The 14,749-nt window shown below is 65.1% G+C and carries 13 protein-coding genes; 3 read left to right on the top strand and 10 right to left on the bottom strand.

Translation table 11 applies throughout. The features are described 5' to 3' along the window. Nucleotides 1-34: 34 nt before the first annotated feature. Together K1X41_RS00350 and gabT are read right to left on the bottom strand one after the other, a co-directional pair. Nucleotides 35-1,501, bottom strand: coding sequence for an NAD-dependent succinate-semialdehyde dehydrogenase (locus tag K1X41_RS00350; protein ID WP_132202944.1), 1,467 nt, complete (start codon nt 1,499-1,501; stop codon nt 35-37). A gap of 34 nt (nt 1,502-1,535) precedes the next feature. Further along, the gene (gene gabT, locus K1X41_RS00345; protein ID WP_132202942.1) at nt 1,536-2,873 is read right to left on the bottom strand and encodes a 4-aminobutyrate--2-oxoglutarate transaminase; all 1,338 of its coding nucleotides are present in this window, start codon (nt 2,871-2,873) and stop codon (nt 1,536-1,538) included. Between the two features lie 173 nt (nt 2,874-3,046). On the opposite strand from gabT, the gene K1X41_RS00340 reads away from it, so the two are divergent. Then, complete coding sequence (locus K1X41_RS00340; RefSeq protein WP_220175045.1) at nt 3,047-4,651, top strand: PucR family transcriptional regulator; 1,605 nt, start codon at nt 3,047-3,049, stop codon at nt 4,649-4,651. Nucleotides 4,652-4,775: 124 nt separating this feature from the next. Here the strand turns inward: K1X41_RS00340 and K1X41_RS00335 are convergent, their stop codons facing one another. Together K1X41_RS00335 and thiL are read right to left on the bottom strand one after the other, a co-directional pair. Next, entirely contained in the window at nt 4,776-5,402 is a 627-nt protein-coding gene (locus K1X41_RS00335; RefSeq protein ID WP_220175044.1) for an SIMPL domain-containing protein, read from the bottom strand. Nucleotides 5,403-5,571: 169 nt separating this feature from the next. Further along, a complete protein-coding gene (gene thiL, locus K1X41_RS00330) occupies nt 5,572-6,588 on the bottom strand; it encodes a thiamine-phosphate kinase (protein ID WP_220175043.1) in 1,017 nt (338 codons plus the stop codon). Nucleotides 6,589-6,731: 143 nt separating this feature from the next. Here thiL and K1X41_RS00325 point away from each other — a divergent pair, with 143 nt between their 5' ends. Beyond that, nucleotides 6,732-7,181: a hypothetical protein gene (locus K1X41_RS00325; RefSeq protein WP_220175042.1), complete on the top strand. Its 450-nt coding sequence runs from the start codon at nt 6,732-6,734 to the stop codon at nt 7,179-7,181. A 21-nt stretch (nt 7,182-7,202) separates the two neighbouring features. Next, nucleotides 7,203-7,715 (top strand): DUF3515 family protein, encoded by a 513-nt coding sequence (locus tag K1X41_RS00320; protein ID WP_132202932.1) that lies wholly within the window; start codon nt 7,203-7,205, stop codon nt 7,713-7,715. Nucleotides 7,716-7,749: 34 nt separating this feature from the next. On the opposite strand, the gene K1X41_RS00315 is transcribed toward K1X41_RS00320, so the two are convergent. The 6 genes from K1X41_RS00315 to leuC form a co-directional block, all read right to left on the bottom strand. Further along, nucleotides 7,750-8,913: a D-alanine--D-alanine ligase family protein gene (locus K1X41_RS00315; RefSeq protein ID WP_133617475.1), complete on the bottom strand. Its 1,164-nt coding sequence runs from the start codon at nt 8,911-8,913 to the stop codon at nt 7,750-7,752. Then, nucleotides 8,910-10,016, bottom strand: coding sequence for an NAD(P)H-dependent glycerol-3-phosphate dehydrogenase (locus K1X41_RS00310; protein WP_166644356.1), 1,107 nt, complete (start codon nt 10,014-10,016; stop codon nt 8,910-8,912). Before K1X41_RS00310 ends, K1X41_RS00315 begins: the two co-directional genes overlap by 4 nt. A gap of 11 nt (nt 10,017-10,027) precedes the next feature. Further along, on the bottom strand, nt 10,028-10,804 hold the full coding sequence (locus K1X41_RS00305; RefSeq protein WP_208107926.1) for a lysophospholipid acyltransferase family protein: 777 nt from the start codon (nt 10,802-10,804) through the stop codon (nt 10,028-10,030). Nucleotides 10,805-11,033: 229 nt separating this feature from the next. After that, complete coding sequence (murA, locus tag K1X41_RS00300) at nt 11,034-12,389, bottom strand: UDP-N-acetylglucosamine 1-carboxyvinyltransferase (protein WP_220175740.1); 1,356 nt, start codon at nt 12,387-12,389, stop codon at nt 11,034-11,036. 133 nt (nt 12,390-12,522) lie between these two features. Continuing rightward, nucleotides 12,523-13,128 (bottom strand): 3-isopropylmalate dehydratase small subunit, encoded by a 606-nt coding sequence (gene leuD, locus K1X41_RS00295; protein WP_132202926.1) that lies wholly within the window; start codon nt 13,126-13,128, stop codon nt 12,523-12,525. A gap of 5 nt (nt 13,129-13,133) precedes the next feature. Beyond that, nucleotides 13,134-14,633: a 3-isopropylmalate dehydratase large subunit gene (gene leuC, locus K1X41_RS00290; RefSeq protein WP_132202924.1), complete on the bottom strand. Its 1,500-nt coding sequence runs from the start codon at nt 14,631-14,633 to the stop codon at nt 13,134-13,136. Nucleotides 14,634-14,749: the final 116 nt, after the last annotated feature.

Genomic DNA, 14,749 nt, shown 5'->3' with positions numbered 1-14,749 from the left:
CGGCACACCGCGACGCGCGCGGCAGGCACTGCGACTAGCGCGGCAGCAGCGTGTACTTCGACGAGAGGAACTCGTGGATGCCCTCGAAGCCGCCCTCGCGTCCGAGGCCGGACTGCTTCAGGCCACCGAACGGAGCCGCGGCGTTCGAAACGAGGCCCGTGTTGAGGCCCATCATGCCGCTCTCGAGCTTCTCGATCATCCGGTGTCCACGGTGGATGTTCTCCGTGAAGACGTAGCTGATGAGGCCGTACTCGGTATTGTTCGCGATCTCGACTGCCTCATCCTCTGTGGAGAAGCGGATGACGCCGAGCAGAGGTCCGAAGATCTCCTCGCGCATGATCGCTGACTGCGGGGTGAGGTGGTCGACCACGGTGGGCTGGAAGAAGCTGCCCGGCCCGTCGATCGCTTCGCCGCCGGTGACCACGGTTGCACCGGTGTCGACAGCGTCCTGCACGAGGCGTGCCGTGTTGGCCACAGCCTTGTCGTCGACGAGCGCACCGATGTCGTTGCCCTCTTCAGCGCCACGGCCGATCGTGAAGGCTGCAACCTTCTCGCTCACGCGGCGAACGAACTCGTCTGCCACCGACTCGTGCACGATCACACGGTTGGCTGCGGTGCACGCCTGGCCGATATTGCGGAACTTGGCAAGCATCGCACCCTCAACGGCGCGGTCCAGATCGGCGTCCTCAAACACGATGAACGGGGCGTTGCCGCCGAGCTCCATCGAGGTGCGGAGCACGTTCTGTGCGGCTGCTTCAAGCAGCTTGACACCCACCGGGGTCGAGCCGGTGAAGGAGAGCTTCCGCAGGCGCGGATCAGAGAGCAGCGCGCTCGACTGTGCGCTCGACTTCGAGGTCGCAACCACGTTGACGACGCCGGCAGGAAGACCGGCTTCTTCGAGCAACTGCGCGAAGAAAATCGTCGTGAGCGGGGTCAGCGCCGCGGGCTTGATGACCACGGTGCACCCGGCGGCCAAGGCCGGAGCGATCTTGCGAGTTGCCATGGCAAGCGGGAAGTTCCACGGCGTGATGAAGTAGCAGGGCCCGACCGGCAGGTGCGAGACAAGCATGTTGCCAGTGCCCTCGGGGTTCTGACGGTAGTCACCCTTCACGCGGACGGCCTCTTCCGAGAACCAGCGCAGGAATTCGCCGCCGTAGTTCACTTCGCCGCGAGCCTCGGCGATGGGCTTGCCCATCTCCATGCTCATGAGGAGCGCGAACTCTTCCTTGCGCTCCATCAGGAGGTCGTATGCGCGGCGCAGGATGTTCGAGCGCTCACGCGACGGGGTGTTGCCCCAGGACTCCTGCGCGGCCACTGCGGCATCGAGCGCGCGCACTGCGTCCTCGACGGTCGCGTCAGCGATCGACTTGATGACCTCACCGGTGGCGGGGTCGTGCACGTCGAGCGTTGCGCCTGACGTTGCGGGTTCCCAGGTGCCGCCAATGCCGAGACCGGCCTCAACGCGGTTGAGCAGATCCTGCTCGTTGGGCTTCAGTGCCATGTGTTCGTGTCCTTTCGGGAACAGAGCTCAGTGATCAGTTCGCTGCGAGTGCGTCAGCGACGACCTGCAGGCCCTCGCGGAGCAGCTCGTCGGAGATCGACAGCGGCGGGAGGAAGCGCACTACGTTGCCGTAGGTGCCGCAGGTGAGGAGAATGACGCCCTGCTCTCCAGCGTACTTGGCGATTGCGCCGGTGAGTGCTGCTGCCGGCTTCATCGAGCCCGACTCAACGAACTCGACGGCCTTCATGGCCCCACGGCCGCGGATCTCACCGATGCGGTTGTCGTTCTTCTGGAGTTCGGTGAAGAACTCGTCGACGATTGCGCCAATCTCGCGCGCTCGCTCGGCGAGGTTCTCCTTCTCATAGGTGTCGATCGTTGCGAGCGCAGCTGCACACGCGATCGGGCTTCCCGCGTAGGTGCCACCGAGGCCACCAGCGTGTGCGGAATCCATGATGTCGGCGCGGCCCGTGACAGCGGACAGCGGCAGGCCGCCCGCGATGCCCTTGGCGGTGGTGACGAGATCGGGGACAACGCCCTCGTGATCAGCAGCGAAGAGATCGCCGGTGCGTGCGAACCCGGTCTGGACCTCATCGAGGATGAATACGACCTTGTTCGCAGTTGCCCACGCCTGAATCGCGGGGAGGAAGCCCTCGGCCGGAGCGATGAAGCCGCCCTCGCCCTGGATCGGCTCGATGATGATCGCGGCGAGGTTGCCTGCGCCGACCTGCTTCTCGATCTGCGTGATCGCAACCTCGGCAGCAGCAGCGCCGGAGAGCCCATCGCGGAACGGGTAGGAGGTGGGCACGCGGTAGACCTCGGGAGCGAACGGTCCGAAGCCATCCTTGTACGGGATGTTCTTTGCGGTCATACCCATGGTGAGGTTCGTGCGGCCGTGGTACGCGTGGTCGAACACAACGACAGCGTTCTTCTTCGTGTAGTGACGCGCAATCTTGATTGCGTTCTCCACGGCTTCGGCTCCCGAGTTGAACAGCGCCGAGCGCTTCTCGTGGTCGCCGGGGGTGAGTGCATTGAGCTTCTCAGCCACTGCGACGTAGCCCTCGTACGGGGTCACGGTGAAGCACGTGTGCGTGAACTGCTGCACCTGGTTCGTGACGGCCTCGACGACCGCGGGTGCCGAGTTGCCGACACCGGTGACCGCGATGCCGGAGCCGAGGTCGATCAGCGAGTTGCCGTCGACGTCAACCATGACGCCGCCGCCTGCTGCAACGATTGAGACGGGAAGCGCAACGCCCACGCCGGCTGCAACCGCAGCGTTCTTGCGCGCGAGGAGTTCCTGCGACTTCGGGCCGGGGATGCTGGTGACGAGCTTGCGCTCCTGCGGAAGCGACGGGCCGCCGATGACATCGACCATGAGTGATTCTCCTTGCGTAGGTCTCGCGAGCGGGTGCGCCGGTCTCGCGTCCAATTGATTCGGGTTCAGCCTAGCTTTAAGACCCCACACGAGCTTGTGCCAGAATGGAGTCAAACGTCACAGACTTTGGACACTTTGGCAGACGTCGTGACGGCAGCAGAATCGAGCAAATCATGAGTAACAGCGCGGCCACGATCGCCACCGATCCGAACCCTTTGACCGAGCTCAATAGTGCGATCACCCCGCATCCCACGATCCAACTCGGTGATCTGCTGCACCAGTACCAGTTGGGCCTCGTGCTCATCGCTGGATCCGACGAGGCAACCGCCGTGCGCCCGGTCCAGTGGGTCCACGTGAGTGAGCTTGAAGATCCCACACCATTCCTCACGCCGCGCACGGTCCTGCTCACGACGGGCGCTCGCTTCGACGTGGTCCAGGCCCAGGACGACGCTGATGCGTACGTGCAGCGTCTCATCGACGCTGGCACCTCAGCGCTCGGCGTTGCGGTCGGCCTCCACTGGGACCGGATCCCCGCGCCCGTTGTGGCAGCGTGCGATCGACTGGGGCTCCCCCTGTTCCGCGTGCCCTACGACACCGCGTTCATTGAGATCGTGCAGACCGCGGCGCGACTGCTCGACGCGCTCTCTCGGGAGCGCGACATCTGGGCTATTGAATCGCAGCGCGCCGTCACCACCGCGTCACTGCACCGAGATGGGCTCGGCTCTGCGGTGCGCGAGGCCGCTGCGCGGCTCGGGCGGTGGGTGGGGATCACCGATCGCTCTGGGCGGCTCGTGGAGTTCGCCCCGCAGGCGGCGCGCTCAGCGGTGGACGCCGAGTGGATCAGGCGCGAGACCCGCCGCCTGGTGGAGCGCGGCGTCAGCGCGGGCAGAATCGGAGGCGCAGACGGCACCGGCGTGCAGATGCAGGCACTCGGGCGGCAGGGGCAGGTGCTCGGCGTGCTCGTGGTCGAGGAGCACGGGACCCCAGACACCGCCGAGCGCACGCTGTTCGGGCTCGTGGCCGCGCTCGCGACCGTGCAGCTCGAGCACCGAAGCGGGATCGGGGCCGCGCAGGCTTCACTGCGCAGCGCGATTCTGGAGCTCTTGATCGCGGATCAGCACTCGCTCGCTGAGCGTCTGGCCGAGGGCACGCTGACGCGGATCCCGGCGGGCGCGATCGCGGCGGTGCGCTACCGGAGCCCAGCGGAACCAGACCCGAGCTTCGCCGAAGATCTCCAATCGCTTGACGCAGGCAGCCCAGGGCTCATCGGCGCGCTCAGGGGTGGTGCGCCACTCATCGTCGCCGAAACGCGACATCTGCCAGCGCTGAAACGGCTCCTCGTGGCTCATCGGCTCCCGGCTGGCATCTCCGAACGCGGCACACTGAGCGCGCTCAGTGAGCTGATCGGCCAGGCAGATCGCGCTCTTGAATTCGCTCTCGGCTCAGACGCTCCCACTCCTGTCGACTATCGTCCCGAGTTGCACGGCGGCGTGCTCCGGCTTCTCGCCGGCCAGCCAGAAGCCGCCGCACGCGCTGCAGCGCTGCTCGGCCCTATCCGACACCACGATGAGCGGCACGGCGATCGGATTGAGGAAAGCCTCACGACCTGGCTCGCGCATCACGGCCAGACCAGCCCCGCCGCGACGGAGCTGGGCGTGCATCGACATACGCTCAAGGCCCGGGTACTCACGGCGGCGAGCCTCCTGCAGCTCGATCTCGATTCTCCCGACGCACGCGCCGAGCTCTGGGCAGCCCTCCGCGTGCTCGACGCCGAGTAGACGTCGTGGGCGAAGAATCGGATGATCGAAACGGCAGCGCTGGGCCTGCCCCCGCCGTGTCCGCCGCGACTGCGGTCGCAGCAGCAGGACCGCGCTGGCCGCAGTCGCGGTGTCGCCCGGACCGCTACGCCCCGAACCTCGCCTCGACGTCGACGCTCACCAGAATGTCGTGCACCGTCACTTCAGGTGGCGCTCCCGCGTCCGCCATCATCGCGAACCGTGGCGCCCCGATAGGCACTGGCCCGCGACCCGTGCTGCCGTCCCGAAGCTCCCGGAGCTCCAGCGCAGACTTGCCGATCGCGAGAGCATAATCTGCAGCTGCGGTGTGCGCATCGGCAACCGCCTCAGCACGCAGATCACGCAGCATCGCGGTCCGAGCAGGCGCGCTGAGCTGCCAGGACACCTGCGGATCGATCCCGGCCTCAGCGAACTCGGTGGTCAGCGCACCGACCTCGTCAAGCGCGAGAAGTTCAATACCAACGCTCACACTCGCGCGGTGCTCAACGATCTGCTCGCCGTGCTCGTCTCGCCAGCTGTTCGTGTAGGTAGACACGGCCTCCGCAGTGTAGCTCTCGGCCACGCCAGAAGCCACCAACTCCTGCGCCCGAGCCACGATGCGCTCGTGGACCGCACCGGCACCGGCCACCACCCGCTGCCGCTCGGGACCCGCATTCGATGCACTGAGTTGCAGCTGCGCACGATCCGCCGGCACGCGTCGCTCGGATGATCCGGTCACCACGATCTCGGTCATTCAGTCCCCCTCTGAGTTCGGCTCGGATGGCCGGGAAGGCCACGCACCCCGAACATTACTCGCGCACCTCAGGTGCGTCTAGCTCTCCGACCCACGCGCATGGGCCGCTCCCGTTCACCTCCTGCCGAAGGCTCTGCTGAGACGTTGTGCTAAGCGAGATCCTGCTGGGTCACGCACCCGGCCAACGCAGGACGTACGGATCCCACCCCGCGGGTTCTTGCGGCTCACCATCGAGAGTCACTCTCGGATCGAGGTGTGCGGCGAGCACGCGCCCGATTGGCGCGAAACCCGCGGGAATCACGACGTCCGCAGGGAACGTGGCGAGCAGTCCATGGTCCTCCCCGCCGGTAAGCATTGCGGCCACAGGGACATCGACCCCGCGCTGAGAGCCGAAGGCCCCGAGCAGCAGCTCGGACTCCAACTCAACACGTACTCCACTCGCTCGAGCAAGCCGATCGGCGTCGATCGAGAGTGAATCGGAAATATCCATCATCGCGGTTGCGCCGGAGGTCGCGGCGACCACGCCCAGCCCGACCGGCGGCGTTGGCGTGAGCTGCGCTGCGAGCGTCTCTGCGTTCACCGCACTTGCAGACTTCAGTTCGGCGACTCGATCAGGCTGCGCATTCCCATGCTTGTCCGCGGCCTCTGCGAAGAGCAGGCTCAGCCCCAGTCCGGCAAGTCCCAAGTCCCCCGCGTAGGCAAGCGTGTCACCCGCGCGTGCGCCCGCTCGAGTCACCGCTGGCCGCCCCGAGAGTTCACCCAGGGCGGTCACGGCCGCCGTGATCACAGGAGCCGTGCCGAGGTCACCGCCCACCACGCCGCAGCCGGGAGCGAGCGCCTGGCACGCGTCGTTCATCCCGGTTGCGATTGCTTCTAACAGCTCGACCGGGGTGTCCCTGGGCACCGCCAACGCGAGCGTGAGTGCGATCGGGCGCGCACCCATCGCGGCAACGTCAGACAGATTCGTCGCCGCAAGCTTCCATCCAAGATCGCAGCCGCTGTGCCACGCAGCCCGGAAGTCTGGGCCCTCGATCATCGTGTCCGTGGTGATCACCAGTTCGCCGCGCACTCCGAGCACCGCACAATCGTCGCCTGGGCCAAGAGTTGCGACCTGTGCAGCGTCGAGCCGGGACAATATGCGCCGCAGCACACCGCTCTCGCCGAGCTCTCCAACGGTCAAGGTCATTCCTCTACGCTATCGCGCCGGTGGCACGGCGGCCTCACACCGCCGGGAGCGACTGGCGGGTGTCATGCACGACTCGCGGTGAACACGGCTCTGATAGCGTCGGGAGCGAGCGCAGTACCGATCGGCCGGAGCACACCACGCACATGACTACACGAGCACGGACCGTCACGGTCCTGGCGGGATTCGCCGGAGTCGCGCTGACGGCTGCGGCGTGGTTCATTTTCCCGCCAGGCGGACCGTTTGCCGCGGGCCTACTGATCGCTCCGATCGCCTCCGGTGTCGCCTGGCTCGGCACGCTGCTCCTGTTCTGGCGCCGGGCTCAGCGGCTTGGGCACACCCGGCTCCGGCAGGTGATGATGCCCGCCGTAGCCGCGGCGATCGTGTGGCTGCTCGTTGGCGCAATCGCTGTTCCGGCTGGAAGCCCCGAGGACTACATTGCGAATCTCTTCTGGACCGTGGTGATCACGAGTCTCATGGGGATCGTCCTCATCCCATTTGTGCTCGGAATCGCTCTGAGCTGGCTGTTCACGCGACCAGATTTCACGCGGAACCCCACCCAGTCGTCCCCCTCGACTGCACCGTTTGCTCAGTAGCGGCCCCGGTAGACTGGAGCCATGTCGCACTTGCTGTCCCGCTCCACCCGTTCACGTCGTTCGGCAGCGGTGACCGCGATTGCGGCCGCGCTCGGGATCGCGAGTCTCACTGCGTGCGCCGGACAGGTTCCGATGCGCCCCGCCGATGACGCGAACAACCCGGCGTGCGCGGATGTGATCGTGCGGCTTCCGGAAACGGTCGCGGAGCAGCAGAAACGCTCGACGAACGCGCAGGCAACCGGCGCGTGGGGTGAGAATGCAGCAGTTCAACTGGTCTGCGGCGTCGAACCGACGGGTCCCACCACCGACACCTGTGTCAACGTCAACGGTGTCGACTGGGTCATCGACGAGTCCGAGGCCCCCATCTACCGCTTTGAAGCGTACGGCCGATCCCCCGGCCTCGCCGTCTACGTCGATGGCGAGCAGGTGAGCGGCACAGAGGTGGTTGTCGACCTCAGTGCCGTCGCGAAGGAGCTCCCACAGGAGCGCCAGTGCACGAGCCTGTCAGACACACTCGACATCACCAAGCAGTAGCAGCCCGAGCGCCGCAGCGCTCGGGCTGGAGCAGCTAGTAGGCCGGGCGCTTCGCAATCGCGAGCTCGATCAGCTCTGTAATGAGTTCGGAATAGCTCATCCCAGATGCTTCCCACAATCGGGGGTACATCGAAATCGGAGTGAAGCCCGGCAGTGTGTTGATCTCATTCAGCACAGGGCCGTGATCTGTGAGGAAGAAATCGATGCGGGCGTGACCTGCGCACTGCGTGACCTCGTAGGAGCGAATCGCGGCTTCACGAATCGCGCGGAACTCTGCGTCTGTGACGTCCGCTGGCAACGCAAGGTCAACACCTGAGGCACCGAGGTACTTCGCCTCGAAGTCGTAGAAGTCACGCCCGGAGAACACAATCTCCCCGATCACGGAACTCGTACGAGGTGCCGTGCCCTCACGGCCCTCGAGCACCGCGATCTCCACCTCTCGGCCGGTGACACCCGACTCGATCAGGACGGTTCGGTCCTCGGCAAATGCCAGTTCGAGTGCCGCTGGGATCTCTGCAGCGGACACGACCCGGCTCACACCCACACTCGAGCCGGCGCGTGCCGGCTTCACGAACAGCGGATAGCTGAGGCCTTCATCCAGCTGTTCCGCAAGATACGGATCGGCCTGAATCTGCTCCCGCGTCACCGTCCGCCACGGCGCCACCTGGATCCCGGCCTCTGCGAGCACGGTCTTCACCATGTGCTTATCCATGCACAGAGCGGATCCCAGCACGCCGCTGCCGACGTAAGGCATGTCGACAAGGTCGAACATGCCCTGCACTGTGCCGTCCTCCCCGTAGGGGCCGTGCAGCATCGGCAGCACAGCATCGACGTGGCCGAGGCTGCGGAGGGTTCCGGTTTGCTCGATCACCGTGATGGTCTGCGTCGCCGTCGAAGCCGGCCACAGCACGCGGGTACCGTTGTCCTGCACCTGCGGCAGCGCTCCCGCCTCGAGTTTGTACTCCGCCAGGTCGTCCTCGCTCATCAGCACCGTCGCGCCGTGCTGAGTCATCCCGACGAGAATCACATTGAACAGCGTGCGGTCGATTGCCCGCAGCACTCCGGCCGCGGTCACGCAGCTGATCCCGTGCTCGCTGGAACGTCCGCCGAAGAGAATCACGACCGTGCGCGGTGCCGGACCTGCTTTACGGATCGGACCCGTCGCAACCGGGCCCGTAGTGCTCTCGTTCTCGCTCATGCGGCGCTTCCCTTCATTCGGTTGACCAGTCGGCGCCAACGCCCCTCCTGGGGCGTGTCGGGCCGCTGCTCTGGCCGTGGCACATCGTCTTCGGTTGCGAGGTGCGGCCCCAGATTCGCCGGCGCCATGGTGCCACTCAGCACCATCTGCACCTGCTCCACGATGGGCATCACGATCCCACGCTCACGCGCGAGTTCGAGGACCGGGGGAACCGAGGTGATCCCCTCCGCAACCTGCTGCATCTGCTCGCGAGTTTCCTCCTGCGAGTATCCCTGGCCAATCAGCCGGCCAGCGGTGTTATTGCGGGACAGCGGCGACTGGCACGTGGCGATCAAGTCACCGAGTCCTGCCAAGCCGGACATCGTTACCGGATCCGCCCCTGAGGCCACGGCAAACTCGGTCATCTCCGCGAGCCCGCGGGTAATGATCGCGGCCTTCGTGTTCTCTCCGTAGCCCACACCGTCCACGATGCCGATGGCAAGCGCGATCAAGTTCTTAAGCACCCCGCCAAGCTCTGTGCCCACGACATCGGTGCTGACATAGGTGCGGAAGTACGGTGCGGAGGCAGCCGTTGCAATCTCCTGCGCAACGGAAAGATCAGCGCATGAGGCGACTGCGCCGGTGGGCTGCTCCTTCGCGATCTCGAGTGCGATGTTCGGCCCCGAAACCGAGCCGATGCGCTCGGGAGGGAGATCCAGTGTGTCGGCTATCACCTCCGACATCCGCATTGTGGTGGTCTTCTCGACCCCCTTCACCAGGCTCACCAGCACGCTCCGCCGGTCCAGATAGGGTTCAAGGTCGAGCAAGTTCTGCCTGAGTGTTTGACTGGGAACCGCCAGGAACACCAGCTGCGCACCACGCAGCGCCACGGCGAGATCGCTCGTGGCGTTCAACCCCTTCGGCAGATTAATGCTCGGCAGATACTGAGTATTGCGTCTCGCGACCTGAATCTCGTGAGCAACCTCAGTTCTCCGGGCCCAGATCGTCACGTCGCAGCCGGCATCCGTCAGAACTTTCGCGAAAGTCGTCCCCCAGCTCCCCGAGCCGATCACTGCGACCTTTCGGCCGTGGTTCCGGGTTCCGTTTCCACGAACGACCGGAATCGAATTGGTGCTCAAAAGCGTCCCGTCTCACTTTGCTGGTGCTTGGTGGGGTCCCACCGCTCTGGCGGTGGCGTCTCTCCCCTGAGTTCGCCGAGGAGCGCGGTGATCGCGTCCATCAGTTCGCGCGTGGCCTCGGTAACAACTCGCTGGTCAATGGGCCGACCGGCGTACTTGCTGAGATCCAATGGTTCGCCGACCGAGACGTGAATCGTCTTGCGGGGGAACGGATGAATCCGCTTCGCGTACCGGGGCATGAGCTCCTGAGTACCCCAGTGCGCGACAGGGATTACCGGGATCCCTGATTCGAGTGCAAGCCGGATCGCACCCGTTTTCCCGCGCATTGGCCAGAGATCTGGATCTCGCGTGAGCGTTCCTTCCGGGTACACGATCACGCCAGCATCATTGGCGATGAGCGCGGCAGCCGCACCGATCGGGTTCGCGCTGTCCGCGCCTGGGCGAACCACGCCGACCCGCTCAACTGGAATCTGGCCCGACGCGCGCAGCAGCGATCCAAACACGGGCACCTTGAACAAGCTCGCTTTCGCCATGAACCGCGGCAGGCGGCCCAGGTGCCATACCGCGGCACCAACAGCAATCGGGTCGATCTCGCTGTAGTGGTTCGGCGCGAGAATAAACGGTCCCGTCTGAGGGAGCTTCGACTTCGGCGTGAAGCGATAGCGCACCATCATCGACCACAGTGGCAGGATCAGGCTCGAAAGCACCCAGAACGCCGACGGGCGCCGCTTCTCCGCGGAGGAGCGGCCTCGGATCTTCACCGTGTCAATCATGCTTCACATTATCCCGGAGGTACGGTCCGGAAGCGGCATGACGGACCGACCTCCCGCAGATCGTGCAGCCTCGGGCGTGTCTGGCAATTCGGCTCTGCGTCGCGATCCGCTCTGCGGCACCCTGCTGCGTCGTTGTCGTCTCCCATACCACCACTATGAGTTCCTCCTCCGTCGTGCAGGACACCACAGACCGGGCCGCTTCGACCTGACCCGCATTGCCAGACGCAGCCTAGCTCTCGTAGACGAAATCGGCGCCGAGCAGGTGCAGCTTCTCGATGAAGTTCTCGTACCCCCGGGAAATGATTCCCAGGTTCGTGACCTTTGACTGCCCCTCGGCAGTCAGCGCTGCGATCAGGTGGCTGAATCCGCCACGCAGATCGGGCACTTCGATGTCTGCGCCGGTGAGCGGCGTCGGACCAGTGATTACCGCTGCCTGCTCGAACTCGCGCCGCTTCACGCGGCGGTCGTCGGAGGCAAGCCCACTCTTGTGTACCACGATATTCGCGCCCATCTGGTTCAGCGCGTCTGTGAAGCCGAAGCGGTTCTCGTACACCGTCTCGTGAATCGTCGAGACGCCCTGAGCCTGCGTGAGCGCAACCACGAGCGGCTGCTGCCAGTCCGTCATGAAGCCGGGGTGCACGTCAGTCTCGATGGTGACCGGCTTGAGGTCGCCGCCCGGGTGCCAGAACCGGATGCCGTCGTCGTGGATGTCGAAGTCGCCACCCACTTTACGGAACACGTTCAGGAAGGTCATCATCTCTTCCTGCGCGATGCCGCCGACGAACACGTCACCCTTGGTCGCGAGGGCTGCTGCCGCCCAGCTCGCGGCCTCGTTGCGATCGGCGATCGCGCGGTGGTTGTACCCGCGCAGCTCATCGACACCCTCAATGAAGATCACACGATTCGGCTCCATCGAGATGATCGCGCCCATTTTCTGCAGGATGCAGATGAGGTCCATGATCTCGGGCTCGATCGCTGCGTTGCGCAGCTCGGTCTGGCCCTCGGCCAGCACCGCGGTGAGCAGCACCTGCTCCGTCGCACCCACCGAGGGGTACGGCAGCTCGATGTTCGCGCCCTTGAGTCCGTTCGGGGCCGTCAGGCTGATCCCGCTGGGGAGCTTCTCGATGACCGCACCGAACTCGCGCAGTGCGTCCAGGTGGAAGTCGATCGGACGATCGCCGATCCGGCAGCCACCGAGATCCGGGATGAATGCCTCGCCGAGGCGATGCAGCAGCGGGCCACAGAACAGGATCGGGATCCGCGAGGATCCGGCGTGCGCGTCGATATCGGCTTTGTGGGCCATCTCGACGTTCGACGGGTCGAGGCGCCACTCGCCAGGCTCTTCGCCGCGCGTGATCAGCACACCGTGGAGAGCGAGCAGCCCGGCTACAACGCGCACATCGGAGATGTTCGGCACGTTGCGGAGCACGCTCTGCGACTTGCCGAGCAGCGACGCGACCATCGCCTTCGTCGCAAGATTCTTCGCACCGCGGACCTCGATCCGCCCCTGAAGTGGGCGGCCGCCGTTGATGATGATCTCGTCGGAGGTGAGGCCGACACGGGCTCCCGCCTTCTGCGCATCCAGCTTCCGGCCGGCTGCGTCCTGCTCCTCAGCGCTGGGACTCAGCGCCTCCTCAGAAAGGGCCGCGTCAGCGACGAGGGTGCGCTCCGCATCGTCAGAGGTGTTCACTGCATCGGTCACTCGGTGTCTCCGAACTCTAGGCGGTCTGGGCCAGCGGCGTCGTCGTGGGCATCCACGAGGGACGGCGTGCCTCAAAGTCTGAGATCACGCTCTCATTGCGGAGCGTCAACGAAATATCGTCGAGGCCCTCCATGAGTCGCCAGCGGGTGTAGTCATCGATCTGGAACGGGACGGTGAGCTCCCCCACCGAAATCTCGCGGTTCTCGAGGCTGACAGTCAGCTCGACTCCCGGCTCCGCGTCAATCGCGGCCCACAGGAGCTCAACATCGGCCTCGGTGACCTCAGCGGCGACCAGGCCCTGCTTGCCCGAGTTGCCGCGGAAGATGTCCGCGAAACGCGGCGAGATCACGACCTTGAAGCCGTAGTCGCGCAGCGCCCATACGGCGTGCTCACGCGAGGAGCCGGTGCCGAAATCGGACCCGGCAACCAGGATCGAGGCGCCCTGGAACTCCGGCTGATTCAGCACGAAGTCCTCGTTCTGGCGCCAGTGGTGAAACAGTGCGTCGTCGAAGCCGGTCTTGGTGACCCGCTTCAAGAACACGGCTGGGATGATCTGGTCAGTGTCGACATTCGAGCGCTTCAACGGCGCGGCGATCCCGGAGACAGTGATGAACTTTTCCATGGTGATCAGGCCTCTACCTTCTCGGAAGCGTCGTGCGTGATGCCGTTTTCTGCGTCAGTTTGCAGATCCCACGGGCTGGAGAGCGTGCCGCGGATCGCGGTCGCTGCGGCGACGAGCGGTGAGACGAGGTGCGTCCGGCCGCCCTTCCCCTGCCTGCCCTCGAAGTTACGATTTGAGGTGGAGGCGCAGCGCTCACCGGGAGCAAGCTGATCCGGGTTCATCCCGAGGCACATGGAGCACCCGGCGAATCGCCACTCGCCACCAAAGGCCTCGACAATCTTATCGATCCCCTCGGCTTCCGCCTCGAGCCGCACGCGTGCAGAACCAGGAACGACCATCAGCCGCACCCCGTCCGCTTTCCGCTTTCCCTTGATCATGTCGGCGAAGATCCGCAGGTCGTCCAGGCGGCTGTTCGTGCAGGATCCCATAAAGACGGCGTCAACCGGGATGTCCTTCATCGGAGTGCCCGCAGTGAGGTCCATGTACTCGAGTGCACGCTCCGCAGCTGCGCGCTCGTTTGCATCGGAAATCTTGGCCGGATCCGGCACAGTCTCACTCAGCAGCACGCCCTGGCCGGGGTTGGTGCCCCAGGTAACAAACGGCTCGAGCTCATTCGCGTCGATGAACACCTCTGCGTCAAACGCAGCGCCCTCGTCAGTCGGCAGCGTCTTCCAGTATTCGACCGCAGCGTCCCAATCGGCGCCCTGCGGAGCGTGTTCGCGCCCCTGCACGTAGTCGAAGGTGATCTGATCCGGTGCCACCATACCGGCACGAGCACCAGCCTCAATTGACATATTGCAGATCGTCATGCGTCCGTCCATAGACAGCGAGCGGATCGCGGAACCGCGGTACTCAAGCACGTAGCCCTGCCCGCCACCGGTGCCGATCTTCGCGATCACGGCGAGAATGATGTCCTTTGCCGTGACTCCGGGGCGCAGTTCTCCCTCAACCGTGATAGCCATGGTCTTGAAGGGCTTGAGCGGGAGGGTCTGCGTCGCCATGACGTGCTCGACCTCGCTCGTGCCGATCCCGAATGCGAGCGCGCCGAACGCGCCGTGAGTCGAGGTGTGGCTGTCACCGCAGACCACGGTGATGCCCGGCATCGTGAGGCCCAGCTGCGGGCCGACGACGTGAACGATGCCCTGCTCTTTATCGCCGAGCGGGTGCGCGCGGACACCGAAGTCCTCGACGTTGTGGCGCAGCGTCTCGATCTGGAGCCTGCTCGTCGGATCCTCAATCTGCCGCGTAATGTTCAGCGTCGGAGTGTTGTGGTCCTCGGTCGCGATCATCAGATCCACGCGACGGAGCGGTCGGTTTGCGGCGCGCAGGCCATCAAAAGCCTGCGGGCTCGTGACCTCGTGGATCAGGTGGAGGTCGATATAAATGAGATCCGGCTCACCGTTCTCACCCTTCACAACAACGTGGTCTTGCCACAGTTTCTCAGCGAGGGTACGTGGCTGCTCCGCCACGTGCGTGTCGGAACCCGACGCGTTCTGATCGCTCATGTTTGCTTCTCTTCTCGGTCTCTAGCTCTACAGCGGTGCGCGGCACGAATTTATTCCGGCGCATCTGCGCGGTGATCGACCATGCGGAAACTCCGCGACGGGGCGGCCGATCGGCT

Origin of the sequence: Leucobacter luti (assembly GCF_019464495.1) — a bacterium.
Taxonomy (GTDB): domain Bacteria; phylum Actinomycetota; class Actinomycetes; order Actinomycetales; family Microbacteriaceae; genus Leucobacter; species Leucobacter luti_A.
The sequence above is the reverse complement of the archived record's forward strand: the minus strand, read 5'-3'. Positions and strand labels throughout refer to the sequence as shown.

Coding starts and splice junctions, on each gene's coding strand:
- K1X41_RS00350 (WP_132202944.1), bottom strand. CDS start 1,501: ATGGCACTGAAGCCCAACGAGCAGGATCTGCTCAACCGCGTTGAGGCC.
- gabT (WP_132202942.1), bottom strand. CDS start 2,873: ATGGTCGATGTCATCGGCGGCCCGTCGCTTCCGCAGGAGCGCAAGCTC.
- K1X41_RS00340 (WP_220175045.1), top strand. CDS start 3,047: ATGAGTAACAGCGCGGCCACGATCGCCACCGATCCGAACCCTTTGACC.
- K1X41_RS00335 (WP_220175044.1), bottom strand. CDS start 5,402: ATGACCGAGATCGTGGTGACCGGATCATCCGAGCGACGCGTGCCGGCG.
- thiL (WP_220175043.1), bottom strand. CDS start 6,588: ATGACCTTGACCGTTGGAGAGCTCGGCGAGAGCGGTGTGCTGCGGCGC.
- K1X41_RS00325 (WP_220175042.1), top strand. CDS start 6,732: ATGACTACACGAGCACGGACCGTCACGGTCCTGGCGGGATTCGCCGGA.
- K1X41_RS00320 (WP_132202932.1), top strand. CDS start 7,203: ATGTCGCACTTGCTGTCCCGCTCCACCCGTTCACGTCGTTCGGCAGCG.
- K1X41_RS00315 (WP_133617475.1), bottom strand. CDS start 8,913: ATGAGCGAGAACGAGAGCACTACGGGCCCGGTTGCGACGGGTCCGATC.
- K1X41_RS00305 (WP_208107926.1), bottom strand. CDS start 10,804: ATGATTGACACGGTGAAGATCCGAGGCCGCTCCTCCGCGGAGAAGCGG.
- leuD (WP_132202926.1), bottom strand. CDS start 13,128: ATGGAAAAGTTCATCACTGTCTCCGGGATCGCCGCGCCGTTGAAGCGC.
- leuC (WP_132202924.1), bottom strand. CDS start 14,633: ATGAGCGATCAGAACGCGTCGGGTTCCGACACGCACGTGGCGGAGCAG.